General features: G+C 46.9%; 15 protein-coding genes. 7 read left to right on the top strand and 8 right to left on the bottom strand.

Annotated elements, in window-relative coordinates:
- Together ydiJ and ppsA are read right to left on the bottom strand one after the other, a co-directional pair.
- Positions 1 to 3,045, bottom strand: a complete 3,045-nt coding sequence (gene ydiJ, locus AC0VXX_RS06880; RefSeq protein ID WP_475516956.1) for a D-2-hydroxyglutarate dehydrogenase YdiJ — start codon at positions 3,043 to 3,045, stop codon at positions 1 to 3.
- A 103-nt stretch (positions 3,046 to 3,148) separates the two neighbouring features.
- Positions 3,149 to 5,518 carry a phosphoenolpyruvate synthase gene (gene ppsA, locus AC0VXX_RS06875; RefSeq protein ID WP_475516484.1) on the bottom strand — a complete coding sequence of 790 codons (2,370 nt, stop codon included), beginning with the start codon at positions 5,516 to 5,518 and terminating at the stop codon, positions 3,149 to 3,151.
- Positions 5,519 to 5,644: 126 nt separating this feature from the next.
- On the opposite strand from ppsA, the gene ppsR reads away from it, so the two are divergent.
- The 4 genes from ppsR (at position 5,645) to AC0VXX_RS06855 (ending at position 9,171) form a co-directional block, all read left to right on the top strand.
- Positions 5,645 to 6,457, top strand: coding sequence for a posphoenolpyruvate synthetase regulatory kinase/phosphorylase PpsR (ppsR, locus tag AC0VXX_RS06870; RefSeq protein WP_475516483.1), 813 nt, complete (start codon positions 5,645 to 5,647; stop codon positions 6,455 to 6,457).
- Positions 6,458 to 6,634: 177 nt separating this feature from the next.
- A complete protein-coding gene (locus AC0VXX_RS06865; RefSeq protein WP_475516482.1) occupies positions 6,635 to 7,702 on the top strand; it encodes a 3-deoxy-7-phosphoheptulonate synthase in 1,068 nt (355 codons plus the stop codon).
- A 163-nt stretch (positions 7,703 to 7,865) separates the two neighbouring features.
- Positions 7,866 to 8,294 carry an acyl-CoA thioesterase gene (locus AC0VXX_RS06860; protein WP_110456191.1) on the top strand — a complete coding sequence of 143 codons (429 nt, stop codon included), beginning with the start codon at positions 7,866 to 7,868 and terminating at the stop codon, positions 8,292 to 8,294.
- Between the two features lie 217 nt (positions 8,295 to 8,511).
- On the top strand, positions 8,512 to 9,171 hold the full coding sequence (locus tag AC0VXX_RS06855) for a response regulator transcription factor (protein WP_475516481.1): 660 nt from the start codon (positions 8,512 to 8,514) through the stop codon (positions 9,169 to 9,171).
- A gap of 312 nt (positions 9,172 to 9,483) precedes the next feature.
- Here the strand turns inward: AC0VXX_RS06855 and fghA are convergent, their stop codons facing one another.
- The 3 genes from fghA to AC0VXX_RS06840 form a co-directional block, all read right to left on the bottom strand.
- A complete protein-coding gene (gene fghA / locus AC0VXX_RS06850) occupies positions 9,484 to 10,326 on the bottom strand; it encodes an S-formylglutathione hydrolase (protein WP_475516955.1) in 843 nt (280 codons plus the stop codon).
- A 112-nt stretch (positions 10,327 to 10,438) separates the two neighbouring features.
- Positions 10,439 to 11,595 (bottom strand): IS3 family transposase gene (locus AC0VXX_RS06845; RefSeq protein WP_475515219.1). Its coding sequence is split into 2 segments (ribosomal slippage): positions 10,439 to 11,358 and positions 11,358 to 11,595, totalling 1,158 coding nucleotides; the frame shifts between segments, so codons are not numbered across the junction.
- 77 nt (positions 11,596 to 11,672) lie between these two features.
- The gene (locus AC0VXX_RS06840) at positions 11,673 to 12,803 is read right to left on the bottom strand and encodes an S-(hydroxymethyl)glutathione dehydrogenase/class III alcohol dehydrogenase (protein ID WP_475516480.1); all 1,131 of its coding nucleotides are present in this window, start codon (positions 12,801 to 12,803) and stop codon (positions 11,673 to 11,675) included.
- Between the two features lie 176 nt (positions 12,804 to 12,979).
- Here AC0VXX_RS06840 and AC0VXX_RS06835 point away from each other — a divergent pair, with 176 nt between their 5' ends.
- The 3 genes from AC0VXX_RS06835 (at position 12,980) to AC0VXX_RS06825 (ending at position 15,574) form a co-directional block, all read left to right on the top strand.
- Positions 12,980 to 13,849 (top strand): LysR family transcriptional regulator, encoded by an 870-nt coding sequence (locus AC0VXX_RS06835; RefSeq protein ID WP_475516479.1) that lies wholly within the window; start codon positions 12,980 to 12,982, stop codon positions 13,847 to 13,849.
- A gap of 681 nt (positions 13,850 to 14,530) precedes the next feature.
- Entirely contained in the window at positions 14,531 to 14,983 is a 453-nt protein-coding gene (locus AC0VXX_RS06830; protein WP_475516478.1) for a hypothetical protein, read from the top strand.
- 396 nt (positions 14,984 to 15,379) lie between these two features.
- Positions 15,380 to 15,574, top strand: a complete 195-nt coding sequence (locus AC0VXX_RS06825; protein ID WP_475516477.1) for a hypothetical protein — start codon at positions 15,380 to 15,382, stop codon at positions 15,572 to 15,574.
- Positions 15,575 to 15,702: 128 nt separating this feature from the next.
- Here the strand turns inward: AC0VXX_RS06825 and AC0VXX_RS06820 are convergent, their stop codons facing one another.
- The 3 genes from AC0VXX_RS06820 to AC0VXX_RS06810 form a co-directional block, all read right to left on the bottom strand.
- A complete protein-coding gene (locus AC0VXX_RS06820; RefSeq protein WP_475516476.1) occupies positions 15,703 to 16,992 on the bottom strand; it encodes an NAD(P)/FAD-dependent oxidoreductase in 1,290 nt (429 codons plus the stop codon).
- Between the two features lie 190 nt (positions 16,993 to 17,182).
- Positions 17,183 to 17,794: a fumarylacetoacetate hydrolase family protein gene (locus AC0VXX_RS06815; protein WP_475516475.1), complete on the bottom strand. Its 612-nt coding sequence runs from the start codon at positions 17,792 to 17,794 to the stop codon at positions 17,183 to 17,185.
- Positions 17,795 to 17,818: 24 nt separating this feature from the next.
- Positions 17,819 to 21,241 (bottom strand): hybrid sensor histidine kinase/response regulator, encoded by a 3,423-nt coding sequence (locus AC0VXX_RS06810; protein WP_475516474.1) that lies wholly within the window; start codon positions 21,239 to 21,241, stop codon positions 17,819 to 17,821.
- Positions 21,242 to 21,384 lie beyond the last annotated feature (143 nt).

Genomic DNA, 21,384 nt, shown 5'->3' with positions numbered 1-21,384 from the left:
TCACTCATGACTAAGCAAGGTTAATAAGGCCTGCAGCGGATGTTTAGGTTTAAAGCCACCAAACCGTTTCACTTGGCTACGACAGGAATAACCAGAAACCAGCACTTGCTCTGGCGGTAACTGTTTAATGGCGCCGTCCCAAGACATATCAAATAAGGCTTTAGAGCGGGTGTGATTTTCGCTTTCATGGCCATAAGTCCCAGCCATGCCACAACAGCCTAAATTAACGGTATTAAGTGTGGCGCCAAAGCGTTTAAAAATCGCCTGCCATTCATTGCCGGTATTGGGTTTAGCGGTCGATTCGGTGCAGTGACTAAACCAGGTAAACACCTTATCGGCCGGCTCCAACTGAGGGATCGTCTGGACAATATCCAGTAACCACTCATTGACCAGTTGCACATTGAAATCGCCGCGGTTATCACCGAGCACCTCTTTATATTCATCCCGATAACAGAGCACCATCGCCGGATCGACACCAATCATCGGCATCCCCAGTGCAAAAATGTCATTTAAGAAATCAGCACTCGATTGCGCCGTTTTAGCAAACTTATCCAAAAAGCCCTTTATATGTATTGGCTTACCATTAGGCTTAAAAGGTAATAATATCGGTTTAAATCCGAGTTTCTCGATAAGTTTCACTAAGTGATAAACGGTATCGGCTTCGTAAAAACTGTTAAAAGGGTCTTGTACCACCAGCACATAACGGCTGCGCTCATCTTGAGGGATCTGCTGCAGCGCCTCTAGATCATAGCCTCGGCAGCTGTGATTCTCTAATTTTTGCTTCAAAGTGGGGACGGATAACGCAGGCGCATCGACATAGCCAAGGGACTTTTTAATCACCCATTGGCTAACCGGGTGTTGCGATACGGCGTTGGTGACTCTTGGCATCATTGCCATTAGCGGCAGAGAGTCTTCTATCCCAGCGACTAAATAATCCTTAGCAGGACGCAGATAACGCTGATAATAAATATTGAAAAATTGCGCTCGAAACTTGGGCACATCGACTTTGACGGGGCACTGAGAGGAGCAAGCCTTACAGGCTAAACAGCCTTTTAATGATTCCATCACTTCATGAGAATAATCATATTCTTTGTCTATCTTTAACGTGTTTTGAGTGCGCTGTAGCCAGCCTAGCGGCTTGGCTTTAGCTAAGGCTTCGACATCGACGCCCTCAGCTTCTAATAGTCGCAGCCATTCACGCATCAGTCCTGCGCGACCTTTGGGCGATTGCACGCGATCACCCGTGACTTTAAATGAAGGGCACATAGGCGAATAGACACTGTAATTAAAACACAAGCCATTACCGTTACAGTTCATCACATCAGGAAAAGCTTCCCGTGTGGTCACTGGAATTTGCCTGTCGAACGCCCCACGTTTTGCACTGTCGACATTGTATCGCAGCGGTTCACTGTTTTTAGGCGCCACCAGCTTACCGGGATTAAGCTTATTGAGTGGATCGAATAAGCCCTTCACATCCTCTAGCAGACCAAACAAAGTCTCGCCAAATACCGCTGGACCATATTCACCGCGCACCCCTTTACCATGTTCGCCCCACATCAAGCCGCCATACTTAAGGGTAAGCGCGGCCACTTCATCAGACACGGTTCTCAGTAAGCGCTCGTCATTGGGGTCGCACATATCAAGCGCAGGACGCACATGCAGCACCCCAGCATCCACATGACCGAACATGCCATATTGCAGCTGGTGGCTGTCAAGCAGCGCCCTAAACTCCATAATGTAATCGGCGAGTTTTTCTGGCGGCACCGCGGTATCTTCGGCGAAGGCGATAGGCTTACGACTGCCTTTGGTGGCTCCAAGCAAACCAACGGCTTTCTTGCGCATGGCATAAATGGTGTTGATGGACCCTTTGTCTGCCGTCACTTGATAACCTAACAAGCCATCTTTTTGCTGAGCTATCTGAGTATCGAGCATCTCACATAGCAAGTTCACTTTATGCTCGACCTCATCGGTTTCACCAGCAAATTCCACCATGTTTAGGCCGTCGATAATCTTACCTGGAATATCGTCGATTAATGATGAAACCGAATGCCAGATAATGTCTTGCTTAGCTAAGTTAAGAACTTTTGAGTCGACCGTTTCAACCACTGTGGCATTGGCTTTGACTAAGTCGGGAGCATGACGCAACGCCGATTGAAACGAATCATATTTAATATTGACCATCATGCGGGTAGTCGGTAGCGGCGTGATATCCAATTTAGCTTCGGTTACCACAGCCAGCGTCCCTTCTGAGCCGGTCAAGATGCGCGATAAGTTGAACTCATCTAGGGCGTCATTCCAGACATTTTTTAAATCATAACCGGTTAAAAAACGATTAAGCTTGGGAAAACGCGCCTCCACTTCAGCACGATGATCGCGGGTCATCTTAGCAATATCACGTTGCAGCACTTGGCCTAAATCAGGGGATCCCTCTTGCTCAAGTGCCTGCAGTTGAGCGTAAGTCAATGGGCCTGTGTCCAACACGCTACCATCATATAGCACGCTTGAAAGCGCCAATACATGATCAGAGGTTTTACCATAAACCAGCGAGCCAGCACCTGATGCATCGGTATTGATCATACCGCCCAAAGTAGCGCGATTTGAGGTTGAAAGATCGGGGCTGAAAAAATAACCATGGGGACGCAGCGCATCATTTAGCGCATCTTTTACCACACCCGCCTCAACTCTCACCCAGCCTTGCTCGGCATTCACTTCGAGCACTCGGTTCATATATCGCGATAAGTCTAGAATTAAACCATGGGTTAATGACTGACCATTCGTGCCTGTTCCGCCGCCACGGGCACTGAACACCACCTTGGTAAAAGTAGGCTTAGTGGCCAACTTTAATGCGATACGCACGTCGGTTTGATTGCGTGGATAGAGCACCGCTTGGGGCAAAAATTGGTAGACAGAGTTATCTGTAGCCTGAGCGAGTCGCGCGCTGTAACGCTTATCAATATCGCCAGTAAAACCGCTTTCGGCTAACGCATCGAGAAAATCGCAATATACGGGCTCTAGCGTTTGTTGATGAGATAACTTAGGTAGCATGCTGGTTTCTGCTTTGTCGTCGTTAAATAGTGCTGCCATTATAAACAAAAAAAGCCGCTAAAAAGCGGCTTTTTTCAATTAGCTTATTCTATTTTAAGAATAATTAAGCGTGAGCTTCACCTAGGTATAACCAAGTGTCGATAACGGTATCTGGGTTTAGTGATACGGTATCTATGCCCTGTTCAACTAGCCATGCAGCAAAGTCTGCGTGATCTGATGGTCCTTGACCACAAATCCCCACATAAGCGCCTTTGGCTTTAGCCGACTTAATTGCCATAGCCAGCAAGGCTTTGACCGCTGGATTACGCTCATCAAACAGATGGCTGATGATGCCTGAATCTCGGTCAAGACCTAGGGTTAACTGAGTTAAATCGTTAGAGCCAATTGAGAAACCATCGAAGTACTCAAGGAACTGATCGGCCAGCAAGGCATTAGAAGGTAACTCACACATCATGATGACACGTAGACCATCTTTACCGCGCTCAAGGCCCTGCTCTTTCAGTAGCTCAATCACTTGCGCCGCTTCTTCAAGGGTACGTACGAATGGGATCATGATCTCAACGTTAGTCAGACCCATCTCACCGCGCACACGCTTAATGGCTTCACACTCGAGGGCGAAACAGTCACGGAACGACTCAGAGATATAACGGCTTGCACCGCGGAAGCCCAACATTGGGTTCTCTTCTTCTGGCTCGTAACGGTCACCACCGACTAAGTTTGCGTACTCGTTAGACTTAAAGTCTGACATACGTACAATCACTTTCTTCGGATGGAAAGCCGATGCAATAGTCGCAATACCTTCAACCAGACGTGCCACATAATATTCAACAGGTGATTCATAACCTGCGATCATCTCGTGGATCTCTTGTTGCAGCTCAGCACTTTGGTCGTTGAACTCAAGCAAGGCTTTCGGGTGAATACCAATCATACGGTTGATGATAAACTCAAGACGCGCAAGACCCACACCTTCATTAGGCAAACGAGCAAAGTCGAATGCTCTATCAGGGTTACCCACGTTCATCATGATCTTCATTGGCAGTTCAGGCATAGAATCGACGCGTGATGACATCACTTCGAAGTCTTGAATACCTTGATAAATAAAGCCGGTATCGCCTTCAGCACAAGAGACTGTAACCTCTTGACCATGCTTAATCTTGTCGGTGATGTCGCCACAACCCACTACCGCTGGAACGCCAAGTTCACGGGCGATAATCGCCGCATGGCAAGTACGACCACCACGGTTAGTAACAATAGCACTTGCGCGCTTCATGATAGGTTCCCAATCAGGATCTGTCATGTCGGTAACCAACACGTCGCCTTCTTGGATTTGGTCCATATCTTCAATAGAAGACAGTACCTTAGCAATACCATTACCAATCTTATGGCCAATGGCACGACCTTCACCAATCACATCACCATGGGTTTTAAGATGGTAGCGCTCAATGAGCTGCACATCTTCGCGTGAACGCACAGTTTCAGGACGCGCCTGAACGATATAAAGTTTGCCGTCGTTACCATCTTTAGCCCACTCGATATCCATTGGACGACCGTAGTGCTGCTCGATGACCATGGCTTGCTTAGCTAGTTCCATCACTTCTTCGTCATTGATAGAGAATTGACGACGCTTATCAGCAGCCACATCTTCAATCTTAACTTGCTTACCGTGACTTAAGTCATCAGAGTAAACCATCTGAATAAGCTTGCTGCCGATATTACGACGAACAACCGCCTTGTGACCGGCAGTTAAACTTGGCTTGTGTACGTAAAACTCATCTGGGTTCACCGCACCTTGTACGACCATTTCACCTAGGCCAAATGATGATGTAATAAATACCACATCATTGTTACCCGACTCGGTATCCATGGTAAACATCACACCTGATGCAGCAGTATCGGAGCGAACCATACGCTGTACACCGGCTGAAAGTGCTACGCCTTTATGATCGTAACCTTGATGTACACGGTATGAGATAGCTCGGTCGTTAAACAGTGAAGCAAAAACGTGCTTAATCGCTACCAGTACTGATTCATATCCCTTAACATTAAGGAAAGTCTCTTGCTGGCCGGCAAATGAAGCATCTGGCATATCTTCGGCTGTCGCTGAAGAGCGAACGGCGAAAGACGCGTCTTTGGTTTCTGAGGAAAGCTTGTCGTACGATTCACGTACAACCTGCTCAAATTCGCTATGGAATGGGGTGTCGATAACCCACTGTCTGATCTGTGCACCGGCTGTAGCGAGTGCATTCACGTCATCTACATCTAGAGAATCTAGAGTGTCGTATATCTTCTGGTTAAGTCCGCTTTGTTCAAGAAATTCATTGAACGCAAAAGAGGTGGTCGCAAAGCCACCAGGCACTTGAACACCTGCATTTGCTAGATTGCTGATCATCTCTCCAAGTGAGGCGTTTTTACCGCCAACCTTGTTGACATCACCCATGCCTAATTCTTGATACCAGAGTACATATTGCTGCACAGTTCTATCTCCGCAAGTTTATTTCAGTGTGGCCCTTTCACACGAGGGCAGCGGCAGTTTACACTCCACAGCAAGCAGCGTAAATGTATAATTTTATTTGTAATTTTATTACTACAAGAGGTCAGAATGTCACGTAAAGTCTTTTATATCTCAGATGGGACGGCGATCACAGCCGAAGTGTTTGGCCATGCGGTTTTGTCGCAATTTCCAATGGAGTTTGAAGCACTTACAATTCCGTTTGTGGAGACGGTTCAAAAAGCACAGGCGGTTAAGAAGCAAATAAATGATTGTTTTATTACAACAGGCGAACGACCATTAGTATTCCATTCTATCGTCAAAGCTGAAATTCGTGACATCATCTACAGTAGCGAATGTATCGATTATGATTTTTTGAATACCTTCGTCGCCCCACTCGAAGAACAGTTAGGTATCAAGGCAAGCCCTGTGCTGCATCGCACTCACGGTAAAGCCAACCACAGTTATGAAGCGCGCATCGACGCCATTAATTTCGCCATGGAAAACGATGACGGCCAAACCCTAAAACATATCGACAAAGCCGACATTGTTTTACTCGGGGTATCGCGTTGCGGTAAAACACCCAGTAGCCTTTATCTGTCGATGCAGTTTGGTATCAAGGCCGCTAACTACCCATTTATTGAAGATGATATGGATAACCTTAAGCTGCCAGAGATCCTCAAAAAGAATAAGCACAAACTATTTGGTCTAACCATAGATCCGGTGCGTCTACATGAGATCCGCCAAAGCCGTATGGAAAATAGTCGCTACTCTTCACTCAGGCAATGCCGTATCGAAGTAAAAGAGGTAGAGATGATGTACAAACGTGAGCGCATCCCCTTTGTTAACACCACGAATCATTCGGTCGAAGAGATTGCGACTAAGATCTTAGAGCTCACCGGACTGGAACGACATATGTTTTAAATCAACGCCATCAAGCAGGATTTAACCCCGTAAAAATGGGCGATTTTGTCAATTGCGCTGCACACTTGCCGACAATTAGCGAATATTTTCATGATTTAGGCACTGTGCAGCCTGCAACTATTAGTTATAATCCGAGACAATACGGCGAAATGCCAAGACAAACGCTCGGTATATTGAATGACCACTAAAACAGACGAACTACGCACCACATTATTATGTAAAGCCATTTCACCTGCTAAACTCGCATCTGAATATCCGCTGACTCAAGACGCTGCCGACTACCTTGTACAACAACGACGTGAAGTCGAAGCGATTCTCACCGGTGAAGATCAGCGACTGCTGGTGATCATCGGTCCTTGCTCTATTCACGATACTGATGCCGCGATCGACTACGCTAAACGTCTCGCCGTAATGCATCAAGAGTTAAAAGATGATCTGTGCATCCTTATGCGCGTTTATTTTGAAAAACCGCGCACCACAGTCGGTTGGAAAGGGTTAATTTCAGACCCCGATCTCGACGGTAGCTTTAATGCCAATAAAGGGCTTCGCTTAGCACGACATCTATTGCAACAGATAACGGAACTCAAGTTACCTATTGCGACCGAATTCCTTGATATGGTTAACGGCCAATACATAGCCGACCTTATCACTTGGGGCGCTGTGGGGGCTCGCACCACCGAAAGCCAAATCCATCGCGAAATGGCCTCGGCACTCTCTTGCCCTGTCGGCTTTAAAAACGGTACTGACGGTAACATCAATATCGCAATCGACGCGGTGCGCGCCGCAAAAGAGCCACATATCTTCTATTCACCCGATAAAGATGGCGCCATGGCGGTATACCGTACTAGTGGTAATCCATTTGGACACATCATTTTACGCGGTGGTAAGCAGCCAAACTACCATGCCGAGGACGTTAATGCCGCAGCTAAGCAGCTGGCGAGCGTTGGGTTATCGCACCGTATGGTTATTGACTTCAGCCACGGCAACAGTCAAAAGCAACATTTACAACAATTAGTTGTTGCCAAAGACATTATCGCGCAACTGGAGCAAGGCTCTACCGCCATTGCCGGCATTATGGCTGAAAGCTTTATTGAGGAAGGCAGCCAAAAAGTGATCCCAGGCCAGCCGCTGAGTTATGGCAAAAGCATTACAGATGCGTGCCTTAACTGGCAAGACTCCGAGCAGTTGCTACGCGACCTAGCAAAAGCGGCCCGTGCACGGATGAACAAATTAGCGGGTGCCTAATCACCCTACTTCTTAACAAGAATGCCCCAGTTTTACCCCGATAAAGGCTTCAAGCATGAAGCCTTTTTATCTTCATTGGATGAACTTAAACACCAACAACCACTCGCCACGTAACTCGATTACGTGACAGTGGATTTTTTCTGCATAACCTCAAGGTTGCCGTATGCCCCTAACTCACACTCAATCGCCTTATTCTGAGGCGATGTTAGCTCGAATTGAACAATCTGAAGCCCGAGTCATCAAAGCGATTTTTCCGTCAATCACCAACCATCACAACACCCTTTTTGGTGGCGAAGCTTTGGCGTGGATGGATGAAACTGCATTTATTGCGGCGACGCGTTTTTGCCGTAAACCTCTGGTCACGGTCAGCTCTGACAGAATCGACTTTAACAAAGCGATCCCCGCTGGCACCTTAGCCGAAATCATTGCCAAGGTGATCCATGTGGGTAACACCTCATTAAAGGTGGAAGTGAATATTTTCGTCGAAGATATGTATCAAGATTTGCGTGAGCACGCGATTCGTGGCGTATTTACGTTCGTTGCGGTCGATGATGACAGAAAACCTACCCAAGTTTGGCCGCCGCACACTTAAACGATAATAGCCTATAGAGGTGTAAATAATTAGCACCTCTATCATATTTTGCCCCTATTTTGGCATTAATACTGCCACATAATACTAGACAAAAGTCTTGCAAATAGAATAATTAAACAAAAAATCAACATTATCGGCATAAAATCCATAGAATAATACGCAGGTTATCTGTTACATTGAATTCACCTTCAAATGCAACAAAGATAATCAAAAAGCAATGAAGCTAGAAAATTTGAACATTATCATCGCCGATGATCACCCTCTATTTCGTAATGCCTTGCGACAAGCATTGAGTGGCGCCTTTACGCAAACCAATTGGTTTGAAGCCGACAGTGCTGACGCCTTACAAAAGCTATTAGAAACGAGTACTAGAGCCTACGACATTGTATTGCTGGACTTACAAATGCCAGGCTCCCATGGTTACTCCACCCTAATCCATCTGCGCACTCACTTCCCAGAGCTGCCCGTAGTGGTGATTTCAGCCCATGAAGATGCCATGACGATTAGCCGCGCAGTGCATTACGGTAGCGCAGGATTTATTCCTAAATCAGCCTCTATGGAAACCCTAGCTGAAGCCCTTACCACAGTGTTGTATGGGGATATATGGCTGCCCGACAATATTGAACTGCAGCAAATTAATGAAGATGCGACCGATCAAATGGCTGCCAAACTGGCCGACTTAACACCGCAGCAATATAAGGTATTGCAGATGTTTGCCGAAGGGCTGTTAAATAAGCAAATTGCCTATGATTTAGGGGTATCTGAAGCGACCATTAAAGCGCATGCCACCGCCATTTTTAGAAAACTCGGGGTCAGAAATCGCACCCAAGCGGTGATTTCATTGCAACAGCTGGAGATGGACCGCGTCGAGATATAGTGTAACAAAGCAGCGGTGAAACGAGCGCTGATGTTGACCCTTGGTTTACTATCCATATCAAGCAGCACTGGCCTAAATCGCTGTTCTCACTCTCTGTCTGAGCTTAATAGCCGCCCTGTGAACCTGTGAACCTGTGAAGTAGTGTCGATTCATCGCTCTTGGCTAATAACACTATACCAATTCAACAACTAAGCCGAACAGATGTTCGGCTTATTTGCTTATCGACTCGATAGGCTTGCAAACTGTCTTGTAAAAACCTTAAGCAAATAACTTAGATTTAAGTGCTATGGTGACAGGCTTAAACCACACAGATTAAGCCGTCAAGTGCTTAAAATGAAACTTCAAGTGCGCCTCAATAAAGCTCGCGATAAAGTAATAGCTATGATCATAGCCAGCTTGCATGTGTAAGGTTAACGGATACTGCTTGGCACTGGCCACATCGATTAGCGCCTGCGGTTTTAATTGCTCATCAAGGAAGCTATCGCTAGTCCCTTGATCGACCAGAATCGGTAACCTTGCCGTGGCATTTTTAAGCAGTTCACACGCATCATACTGCAACCACTCATCGCGATTTTTCCCCAAATAGTGCTCAAAAGCCTTTTGTCCCCATGGACAATTAATGGGATTCACTATCGGACTAAATGCTGAAATTGACTGATAGCGCTCTGGGTTACGCAAACCAATCGTTAACGCACCATGCCCGCCCATTGAGTGACCCGCAATCGCGCGTTTGGTATTAACCGGAAAATGCTGCTCGATTAACTCAGGTAATTCATTAACCACATAATCATACATCTGATAATGCGACTTCCACGGCGCTTGCGTGGCATTAAGGTAAAACCCTGCCCCTAGGCCTAAGTCATAACTGCCATCGGGAGCATCGGCAACCCCAACGCCCCGAGGGCTGGTATCTGGCGCGACAATCGCCACCCCAAGCTCTGCAGCCATGCGCATTGCGCCTGCCTTTTGCATGAAGTTTTCATCAGTGCAGGTCAAGCCAGATAGCCAATAAAGTACTGGCACTTTTTGTTCGCTGGCCTGAGGCGGCAAGTAAATCGCAAAACGCATCGTGCAATTAAGGCTAGAGGATTGATGTTTATACTGTTTATGCCAACCCTCAAAACTTTTATTACTGCTAATATTTTCTATGGTCATCATTTATCCTCACCCTGTGCGGCGCAGGCAAAAGCGCTCACCTGCGCTACACAGTAGATTGATGCTAGTTGGTTTTTGCTAATAGGTTTTTGCTAATCCGTCTGAATCGCCACTACTTCACTAGACGACTTTTAGCCTCATTAAAATATTGACGTTCATACTCTAACGGTGATAGCCCATTATTGGAACTATGTTGTCGTTTCGGGTTGTAAAACATCTCAATATAATTAAATATATCCATCTTAGCATCATCCCTTGTAGCATAGATTTTTCGCTTAATCCGTTCTCGTTTCAGTAGTTGAAAAAAGCTCTCCGCCACTGCATTATCATGGCAGTTGCCTCGACGACTCATGCTACCTTCCAAACCATGAGCACTCAGAAATTCACTCCAATCATGACTCGTGTACTGGCTTCCTTGATCTGAATGCACTAAGACTCTTTCATCTGGCTTACGACGCCACACCGCCATCAGTAAGGCATCTAACGCAAGCTCTTTGGTGATCCGACTACCCATTGACCAACCAATGATGCGACGTGAAAACAAGTCCATCACCGCGCCAAGATAGAGCCAACCTTCATGTGTTTTGATGTACGTAATATCCGTTACCCAGGCTTTATTGGGCGCTAGTGGGTTAAATTGCCGCTCTAAGCGATTTGGTGTCACCACATGTTGATCACCGCCAGGAGCTCTAGGTTTACGATAACCAACTTGTGCTCGCAGTCCCGCTTGTTTCATCAGACGATGTACACGATTAATACCACACTGTTCACCAAGGTCACGTAGATCCCGATGGAGTTTACGGTACCCATAAACACCACCCGATTCTAGCCAACACTGTTTGAGTTGACCTGTGAGCCGTTCATTATCGCGTTGCCGATTCGATTTGTTGCAGCTTCTCCACGCGTAATACCCACTTGGATGAACATCAAACAGCTGACAAAGTTGCCGCACAGAATGGCTGTGGTGATGCTCTCGGATAAAGGCGTATCTTACTCGGGGTGGCTTGCGAAGTACGCCGCGGCTTTTTTTAACAAGTCACGTTCTTCAGTAACTCGTTTAAGCTCTTTCTGTAATCGTTTGATCTCAGCAGACTCTGCAGACTTCTGCTGGTGCTCCTCAGAGTCAGGGCCGTAGCGTTTAATCCAAGCATAAAGACTATGAGTGGTAGTCCCTAAACGCTGAGCAACGTCAGCAACGGAATGACCGGCAACAGTAACTTGTTTAACCGCTTCGATTTTGAATTTTTCGGGGTAACGTTTATTGTTCATGAACACCTCTTTTTCGCTAGTTTATCTAACTAAAAGGTGTCTAGGAAATCAGTGGCGATTCAGTCTATGCTTTGCCACTATTTATCGAAATGCACCACAGAGCGGATACTCTTACCTTCATGCATCAAATCAAAGGCATTGTTAATCTCTTCAAGTGGCATGGTGTGAGTAATAAAGTCACTTAACTTGAACTCACCACGTAGATATTTTTCAACGATTTCTGGTAGTTCAGAGCGTCCTTTAACACCGCCAAACGCGCTGCCACGCCATACACGGCCGGTCACTAATTGGAACGGACGAGTCGAAATCTCTTGCCCTGCACCAGCAACGCCAATAATGACAGATTCGCCCCAGCCTTTATGGCAACACTCTAACGCTGAGCGCATCACATCGACATTACCGATACACTCAAAGGAGTAATCAACGCCGCCATCGGTTAGCTCAACAATTACCTCTTGGATAGGCTTGTCATATTCCTTAGGATTAATGCAATCTGTCGCGCCCAGTTGACGCGCCAACTCAAACTTACTGTCATTAATATCGATAGCGATAATACGTGAAGCGCCAGCCATGGTTGCGCCGATAATCGCCGACAAACCTATGCCACCAATACCAAAAATCGCCACGCTCGCACCCGGCTCTACTTTGGCAGTGTTAAGCACTGCGCCCATACCGGTTGTCACACCACAGCCGAGTAAACACACCTCTTCGAGCGGCGCTTCAGGGTTCACTTTAGCCAATGAGATCTCTGGTAATACGGTATATTCAGAGAAAGTAGAACACCCCATATAATGGAAAATAGGCTCGCCATCTTTATAAAAACGCGTGGTGCCATCTGGCATTAAGCCTTTACCTTGGGTTTCACGGATTTTTTGACACAGGTTGGTTTTGCCCGACTTACAAAACTTACACTCACCACACTCAGGGGTATAAAGCGGAATAACATGGTCGCCCACTTTAACGCTGGTGACACCTTCGCCAACCATCTCAACGACGCCGCCACCTTCATGGCCTAAAATCGCCGGAAATACTCCTTCAGGATCATCCCCCGATAGCGTAAATGCATCGGTATGACACACGCCAGTCGCCACAATCTTAACTAAGACTTCGCCCGCCTTAGGTAACATCACATCCACCTCTTCAACTGACAAAGGTTGACCCGGTCCCCAAGCAATGGCCGCTTTCGACTTAATAAACTTATCTGACATAGTAATAACTCCCTTGGATGATGTGGATGCGCCACATACAATTTAGTCGCTTTCTTCGCAACGGGTATGACAATCGAACCAATTTATAACTGGCCTTACAATGGCAACCATTGTATTTATTTCTTGAGCAATGATAATCTAGCAAATCAACAAATGATTTTTACGAGACAGTAATAATGCAACCTTGGGAAGGGGTCAGCGAATTTGTCGCCGTGGCCGAAACCGAAAGCTTTACCGCCGCAGCTAAGCGCCTAGGGATCTCTACCGCCCAAGTCAGCAGGCAGATCAGCGCCATCGAACACAGACTCGACACCAAATTGCTGTACCGCACAACCCGTAAAGTGTCACTCACCGAAGAAGGGATGCTCTACTATCAACATTGCCGTCAAGTACTCGACGGATTAGATGAAGCCGAACGCGCACTAAGCAGCTTAAAAGGCACGCCTCAAGGTTGCCTTAAACTGACCGCTCCAGTTGCTTACGGTGAAAAATATATTCTGCCTATCGTCAATGACTTTATGCTCAACTACCCCAGTGTCGAGATGGATGTCGAACTGACCAATCGCCAGGTTAACTTAATCGATGCGGGGATAGATTTAGCCATTCGTATCGGCAAGTTGGCCGACTCAAGTTTAATGGCCAAACGTATCAGTCAGCGAAAAAACTTTGTTTGCGCCTCTCCAGCTTACCTCAAACGCTATGGCGAGCCTCATAGCCTGTCGGAGTTGAGTCAGCACAACTGTTTAATCGGCAACTATGATTACTGGCGTTTTATCGACCAAGGTAGAGAGAGACAGATAAAGATTAATGGCAGGTTACGATGCAATACAGGCCACGGCCTGCGTGATGCCGCGCTTAAGGGAATAGGCGTAGCACAACTTCCCAACTATTACATCAGCCAAGATATCGAGGCTGGCACCCTAATACCACTGTTAACCGCCTACCAAGAGCCCAACGAAGGCGTATGGGCGCTCTATCCACAAAACCGCCACCTTTCGCCTAAAGTGCGGTTAATGGTAGATTTTTTGGCAGAGCAACTCCCCTAATGGGTCAGCTTGAATAGCAGCTTCATACATTTTAATAAATTAACTTTGAGCTAAATGGGTAGTTGCTAAGTGTGTTTGAAGGCGCCCCCTCATGGCTTTGAACCACCTGTCCTACGGGGAAGTATGCAAGCGCTTTTTAACGCGTAGCGCCCCCCCCCCCTGAAATGCCTGCATAATAGGTTGTTCCTGCATATCTGACCTATACGCATATGGGGAATGTTAGTGTGAAGTTGGGAACATAACTGACCAATTGATCACGAGATTGGTGCCTCTATGCACCACACCAGCAGTAAATTATCGAGAAAAATGAAGTCATGATTTAGAACTCCCCCTTTAAATACCTAAAACTGGTAGAAACTCTGCTTCCCTCAGCGTGTTTTTGCTGCAGAGCATTTCAGCGCTTAGGAATAATTGGCTTCCTCATCTTCAGATTTGGCGCAAGCACACCATTCTCGTAACGACGAAATCAAGGGGGATGCGAACAGGACACTAAGTGTGCTGACGCACAGACGCGCGCTGCATCGATACGGATAATTATCTTTTTGAATAAATATTACTCTATGGAGAACAGCAATGTTCGTGGCATGCTTTTAAACCCTGCGCATCGACCGTATGTTGCAGCAAGTTAAGGCGAGGTATCCACATATTTGCACGTCCTAGCGTAATAAGCTGAGGAACGAAATGAAAACTATTACTTATATTCTAACGCTTGCAATTCTCATGATGTTCGCTTCACCAATTCTGGCTGCCCAGAACGAACCAACGACGGTAAATCCCATGTATCGGCAAATGGAAAAAATGCAGTTGCAAATTAAAGAGGTCAAAGCCACCAAAGAGCCCGAAAAGCGCAAAATGTTGATGCAACAGCACATGCAAAGCATGCGTGAGGGCATGATGATGGGCGAAACGGACGATGCTCATGGCATGATGATGGGCGAAGCACAGAGCAAGGTGGTCCACCAAAGGATGCAGGAAAATCAAGAACGTACCCCCTGTCAACAAAACGATATTCCTTGCCAACGCATTCAAACCATGGAACATCGTCAGGAAAGCATGCAGGAGCGCATGAAAATGATGCAAATGATAATGCAACAGATGATGGAACATCAGTCTGCGCAGACTGATCTGCAGTAAACGCAAAGGACTTATACTGGCGCTGAACTTTCAGGTAATAACAGGAGTGGTTTGATATGTATGACTGGAACGGAGCTGGGCATATGGGCGCGATGTGGTTCTGGTGGGCTGGTATAGTGATTATCGCTATACTTATTTGGGCAATCTGGAGAAAATCGTCTCAAACAGCTGACAATAAAGACGTCTCCGCTGAAGAGTTGCTTAAGCGGCGATATGCAAACGGCGAAATCGATAAAGATGCCTACGAAAAGTGCTTACATGATCTTCGACAGTGAAAAAGAAGTGAATTAGTGACGTCAGGGTAAGCATTGGTAGAATACCAGCCTTGCTAGCTTATTTTTCCAAAACCGTCTAAGACCAAATCGAAGAGAATGATAACTCAGCGTAGGTGCGTCGGTGACCTTTGACGGCATGGCCAAACATGTGCTCGACATTTATGGCATTCCCTCTCCCCCTCAAAGCTCAGATGCGTTGCAGAACGACCAAGGAACAAAAAAGTCAACGAGCCTCAAAAATACCCTCACGAGCAGGGTCCATTCCATTATCCATGCACTGCACCTGCTGAAAGCACTTTTGCTGAAAGCACTTTAAAAAAACGCTTATTAACGCTGAAATCATCGAATTTAAAAAACTAACCAATGTAGACCGCAGCGAAAAGGTTGTCTCATTTTTGTCTAAAAAACTCCCCCTCACGCGACTCCACCAAGCTACAGAGTTCGCTAGCGGAAATTCTCCATCATGCGATAGTAAAGCATGCCGATTGCCATGCCTTGATTACCCAACCACTCGCCGACGGGCAAACGGATCTGTTTCATGTTGGCAAATAGATCAAACTCTTTGTGTTGACCAATTACGGCTGCAGCCATTATCTCACCCATGATGTGCGAGGTCGCCACGCCGTGACCAGAATACCCTTGGCAGTAAAATACATTGTTAGACACTTTACCTAGCTGCGGAATACGGTTGACCACAATACCCGCCATACCGGTCCAATCAAACTCGATGTCAATCCCCTTAAGCTGCGGGAAGGTGCGCTCGAGCGCCGGGCGAAGCTCTGCCGCCACATCTTTTGAATCGCGGCCAGAATAATTGGTACCACCACCAAACATTAAGCGATTATCGGCAGTCATGCGGTAATAGTCGAGTACAAAACGGCTGTCATACACGGCTAAGTCATGGGGGTTTAGTTGCTTAGCAAGTGCAGGATCAAGCTTAACCGTGGCGCAGTTACCTAAGGAGGCTGGAAACAACAAGCCACTTAATTTTTTACGCGCCAATTTATGGTAAGCATTACCCGCGAGTACCACACTATTGGCTGTAATTTGCCCTTGTGCGGTTTTCACCACGGGCCGATCGCCGTCAATAATATCCAGCACAGCTGAGTGCTCAAAGATCAGCGCGCCATTGGCCTCGGCCGCCCTCGCCTCACCAATACACAAATTAACTGAGTGCAGATGCATATTGCGCTTATTAAGTAAGCCCCCATGATACAGCGGCGTATCGAGGTACTCGGGAATATCGGCTTTTGATAACAGTTTAAGCTCATCGCCCATGCCGCGGCGCACACCTTCATCAAAGGTCGCCTGCATCTCGCTCATATGAGCAGGTTTATAGGCGGTATGCAGATGACCCAGTTTTAGATCGCAATGGATATTGTATTTTGCCACACGGTTTTTGATGATCTCATGACCGCGCCAGCGCAGATTCCACACGAAATCCTCCGCTTCACTGCCGATTTGATTACGCAGTTGCTTCGTCATCGCCGCGTCGCCAGATAGACTGCCAGTGACCTGGCCGCCATTACGTCCAGTTGCGCCCCAACCGATTTTATTTGCCTCAACAATGGCGACTTTGTAGCCTTGCTCCGACAACTCAACGGCAGTGGCAACGCCAGTAAAACCGCCACCAATAATGACGACATCAACATCAAGCTCGCCTTGTAATGATTGATAATCGGTTTCTTGGTTTATGGTGGCGTTATAATAGGAATTGCAGCGCGGTAATGACATGAAGGCTCCCTAAGTTGCTCGGCTAAAGCTTTGTTTTATATTTTTTACAAAGGTGTGTGTTATTTGAGTATATAGAAGTTCAAACACGGGTCAACAACAAAGAAATGAATCAAACGCATCGTTAAAATGAGATGCGTTATCTAAGATAAGAGTCTATAAAATCATTTTGCTAAGGCTGAAACTAAAAAGGCTATTGAGCCTGCCAACGACACTCAATACTGGTACAGCCTTCGTATTGCAGCTGTAGCGTGAACACCTCTTCAGCGTTAATCACCCCAACCCCTTTTGGCGTACCTGTCATCACAATATCGCCATCATTGAGGGTCATAAACTCGCTGATTTCACGATAGATAATATCGGGTTTATGGATCATCAAACCAATATCACCTTGTTGACGCAGAGTCCCATCCACATGCAGGGTAAAGGCTAGTTGCTGGCTATCTTGGGCAATACTCACGAACTCGCTAAATAGCGCCGAGCCATCGAATCCCTTAGCACGCTCCCAAGGTAAGCCTTTTGCTTTTAATTCACTTTGTAATTGCCTTTTAGTGAGATCAAGCCCCAGCCCCACGGCGGAAAAACGGCCAGCTACCACCATAAAACAGAGTTCGGCTTCATAGTGCAGCGGCTCTTGGTGATAACTCCTCAGCACTGAGGATATAGCCGAATTGGGTTTAACAAATAACACCATCTGCTCGGGAACCTCATTATTAAGTTCGGCGATATGCTCGGCATAATTACGACCTACACAAACAATCTTACTAGGGATGATGGACTTGCCATCACATATTACGTGATTCAAACGAGGCTCCTAAATATGAACTATTTATTTGACTAAACTCGAGATCAGCGCTCGCAGCGCTGCGGGTTTTATCATCTTCGCCATGTAGTGATAGCCACGCAGACGCACGTCGTCAACGATCTCTTTGCGAGTATTGGCGGTGATCAAAATCCCCGGCAAGTGCTCACCATACAAGGCGCGGATCCCATCCATGGCATCGACCCCATTTTGGTCGTTATCTAGATGATAATCCGCTAAGACGATATCCGGGGCGACCCCCTTGAGACCCAGCTTAATCCGGGCATCAGCCAGATCGCTGGCGCAAATGACTTCACATTGCCAACGACTCAGTAAACTTTCTAGCCCAGCTAAAATCGCCTCTTCGTTATCGATACACAGCACTTTGACCCCAGCTAATGGCTGCATGATTAAATTAGAACGTTTAGGGGCGGCCACATGGCTGGCATCACCTAACGGCACGGTTATCGAAAACATTGAGCCTTGGCCCAATGTCGATACCACCTTGATATCATGTTCGAGCACTCGCGCAATTCTATCGGCAATCGCCAGCCCTAGCCCTAAACCACTGACGCTGTTGCTCTGAGGATTATCGAGTCGTTTAAATTCTTTAAAAATTTCACTCAGCTCATTGTCGTTAATACCGCAACCGGTATCGATCACTTGTATTTCGAGCCCGCCAGGTCGATGACGACAACCAAACAACACGCGATTCCCCTTAGCGTAACGGTAAGCATTGGTTAAAAAGTTTTGTAACACACGACGTAACAGGCTCAAATCTGAATGAATGGTGACACTACTGGGCACCATGGCAAACTGTATCGAATAATCTTTGGCCATGGCGTCAAACTCCACCGCTAAACCTTCGAGTAATTCAGACACCGAAAAATCGCGTAACTTGACATCAACCATGCCCGAATCCAACTTGGAGATATCCAGTAGATCGGTAAGCAACTCACCCGCTATTTTAAGCGAGCTATTAACATGTGACAGTGTGGTGCGTCCCTCATGATCCAAATTAGGATACTGAGCTAGCGAAGCGGTAAACAAGCGCGCCGCATTTAATGGCTGCATGAGATCATGGCCCACCGCCGCCAAAAAGCGGCTTTTCGATGCATTGGCGTTTTCCTCTTGCGCCTTGGCCTCAAGCAATTGGCTATTAAGCATTGCCAGCTCGTAGGTTCGCTCGTTGACCCGGGCTTCGAGCGTTTCGTTCACCTCTTGCAGCGCCTTGGCCTGCGCCCGATATTGGGTAATATCGGTAAAAGTCATGACAAAGCCGCCGCTGGGCATAGGGTTGCCCTGAATTTTAATGACTTTGCCATCTTTGCGTTCACGCTCAGACACATGCGCTGTCCCATTGCGCATATGTTGTACCCGTTTTGCCACTTGCGACTCAATATCGCCCTCGCCGCAAAAACCTCGCTCGGCATTAAAGCGCACCACATCGGCGATTGGCATACCTTGCTGTAAAAAGTCTTCGGGGTAGTCATACAACTCGGCATATTTGTAGTTCCATGCCACTAAATTAAGCTCTTTATCAACCACACTCATCCCTTCATAGGCATGTTCGATGGCGCCGCGTAACATATCTTGGCTTAAGATGATTTTTGACGAGGCTTCATCGACGAGATTAAACACCTCATCAAGGGCCAAGTCACGCCCTTGCAGCACCGAATCCATCACCAATGAAGCACTCGAGCCGCCCAAGACGCCCGCTAACATATGCTCGGTATGGGCAATTAACTCGGGAGAGGCGACCTTATGCCAACTGTCGCTGCGCACCGCCGTTTCAGAAAAGCGTGAAAAACTCTCATACGCACGAGTGGGACTGACAAAACGACTGGCTAAAATCAGTAAGTCTTGCTGTGAGATAGGAGACGCTTTGCGCCCCGTGCTATTTTTAAGTTGACCGGGAGTCACAAATGCACTGGCCTGAATACGCTCAGCGACGCCGGCCCTAAACCAGATAGAGCCAAGCACATAACAAGCTAAGTTGGCCAGTAAGGCGGTCAGAACATCGCGGACATTTGGATTAATCGATTCGAGCAGGGTAAAGTCGCCACTAAAGACCCCATCAACCCCGCCCATACCTTGCAGCAAAATATAGCACCACAGGCCAAAGCCGACGATTAAGCCCAAGTAAACCCCGCTGCGATTACCGTGCTTCCAATACATCCCCCCAATCAGCGCAGGACCGAGCTGAGCAAAGGCGCCAAAGGACAACATGCCAAGCGCCGATAATGAGTCACTGTCCATTAAGGCTAAAAAACTAAAATAGCCGAGCAACAAGATAAAGATGATGGCGATACGCCGTGCATTGAGTAAAAACTGGGAAAATTGACTGAAGTTTTTTTGTCGAATTTTACCCGAACGCAATAATAGCGGCACGAGCCATTCGTTACTGACCATCACGCTGATGGTCACCACCGCCACAATTAGCATACCGGTAGCCGCCGATAAGGTGCCTAATAGGGCAATGACTGCGACAACCGGTTGATCGAGCACCAATGGTAAATTAATCACATAAGTATCGGCAGAGACACTGTCGCCCAACACTAACTTGCCAGCCAACGCCAGCGGCCCTACAAACAGGCCAAATAACACTAAATATAATGGAAACAACCACCGCGCTTTGAGCAAGGTTTTTTCATCGGCACATTCAACCATCATCACGTGAAATTGGCGCGGCATACATAAAAATGCCGCCATCCCAACCAAGAGCTGCGGCATCATCTGCTCGATACGCAGGTTAGGATGATTGATCAAATCGGCCGTTTTAGCTTGTTGCCAAATATCGGTAAAACCATCAAAAAAACCGAAACTTATCACCACCCCCACTAACAAAAAGGCGCCAAGTTTAACCAGCGACTCAAAGGCAATTGCCACCATGAGCCCAGGGTTATGTTCGGTAGCGTCCAGCTTACGGGTGCCAAATAAAATGGCAAAAATGGCCAACAGCGCGGTGACAATTAACGACACCCCGGCGCCATTATAAGGTGCATCCTCGGGTTGAAACAGGTTTAAGCTAAACACCATCGCTTTTAACTGCAGCGCGATATAGGGCATGATGCCGAACAAGGCAATCAGGGTGACGATAGCGGCAATGGTTTGTGACTTGCCATAACGGGCGGCAATAAAATCGGCCACTGAGGTAATATTTTGCGCCTTGGAGACAATCACCATTTTACGCAATAGGCCAAAGCCTAAGGTAAACACCAAGATTGGCCCTAAAAAAATAGGCAGGAAAGACCACATATCTTGCGCGGCCTGGCCCACAGTGCCCAAAAAACTCCATGACGAACAATAGACCCCCAGGCTGAGGCCGTAAATCCAGTTCTGCATTTTTTTGGTGATACGACCAAACCAACGCTCTGCCGCCCAAGCCAATAAAAACAGCAATGACACGTATAAAATGGCGATAACACCGACAATTAGGGTCAGATTCATCGATTTTCCAGTTCTTTTAATTATTCTGCAGCAAATACTAGCGTAAATATGGCGAGAATATAATCACAACAGATTAAAATTAAAGGATATTTTTTTACTAGACCAAGGTCTAATGGAGTGAAAGTGCCGAAGCAATCCATACT

The sequence above is a fragment of the Shewanella sp. QJM3NY_23 genome (genome assembly GCF_056173105.1).
This window is presented reverse-complemented; position numbering and strand designations above follow the sequence as displayed.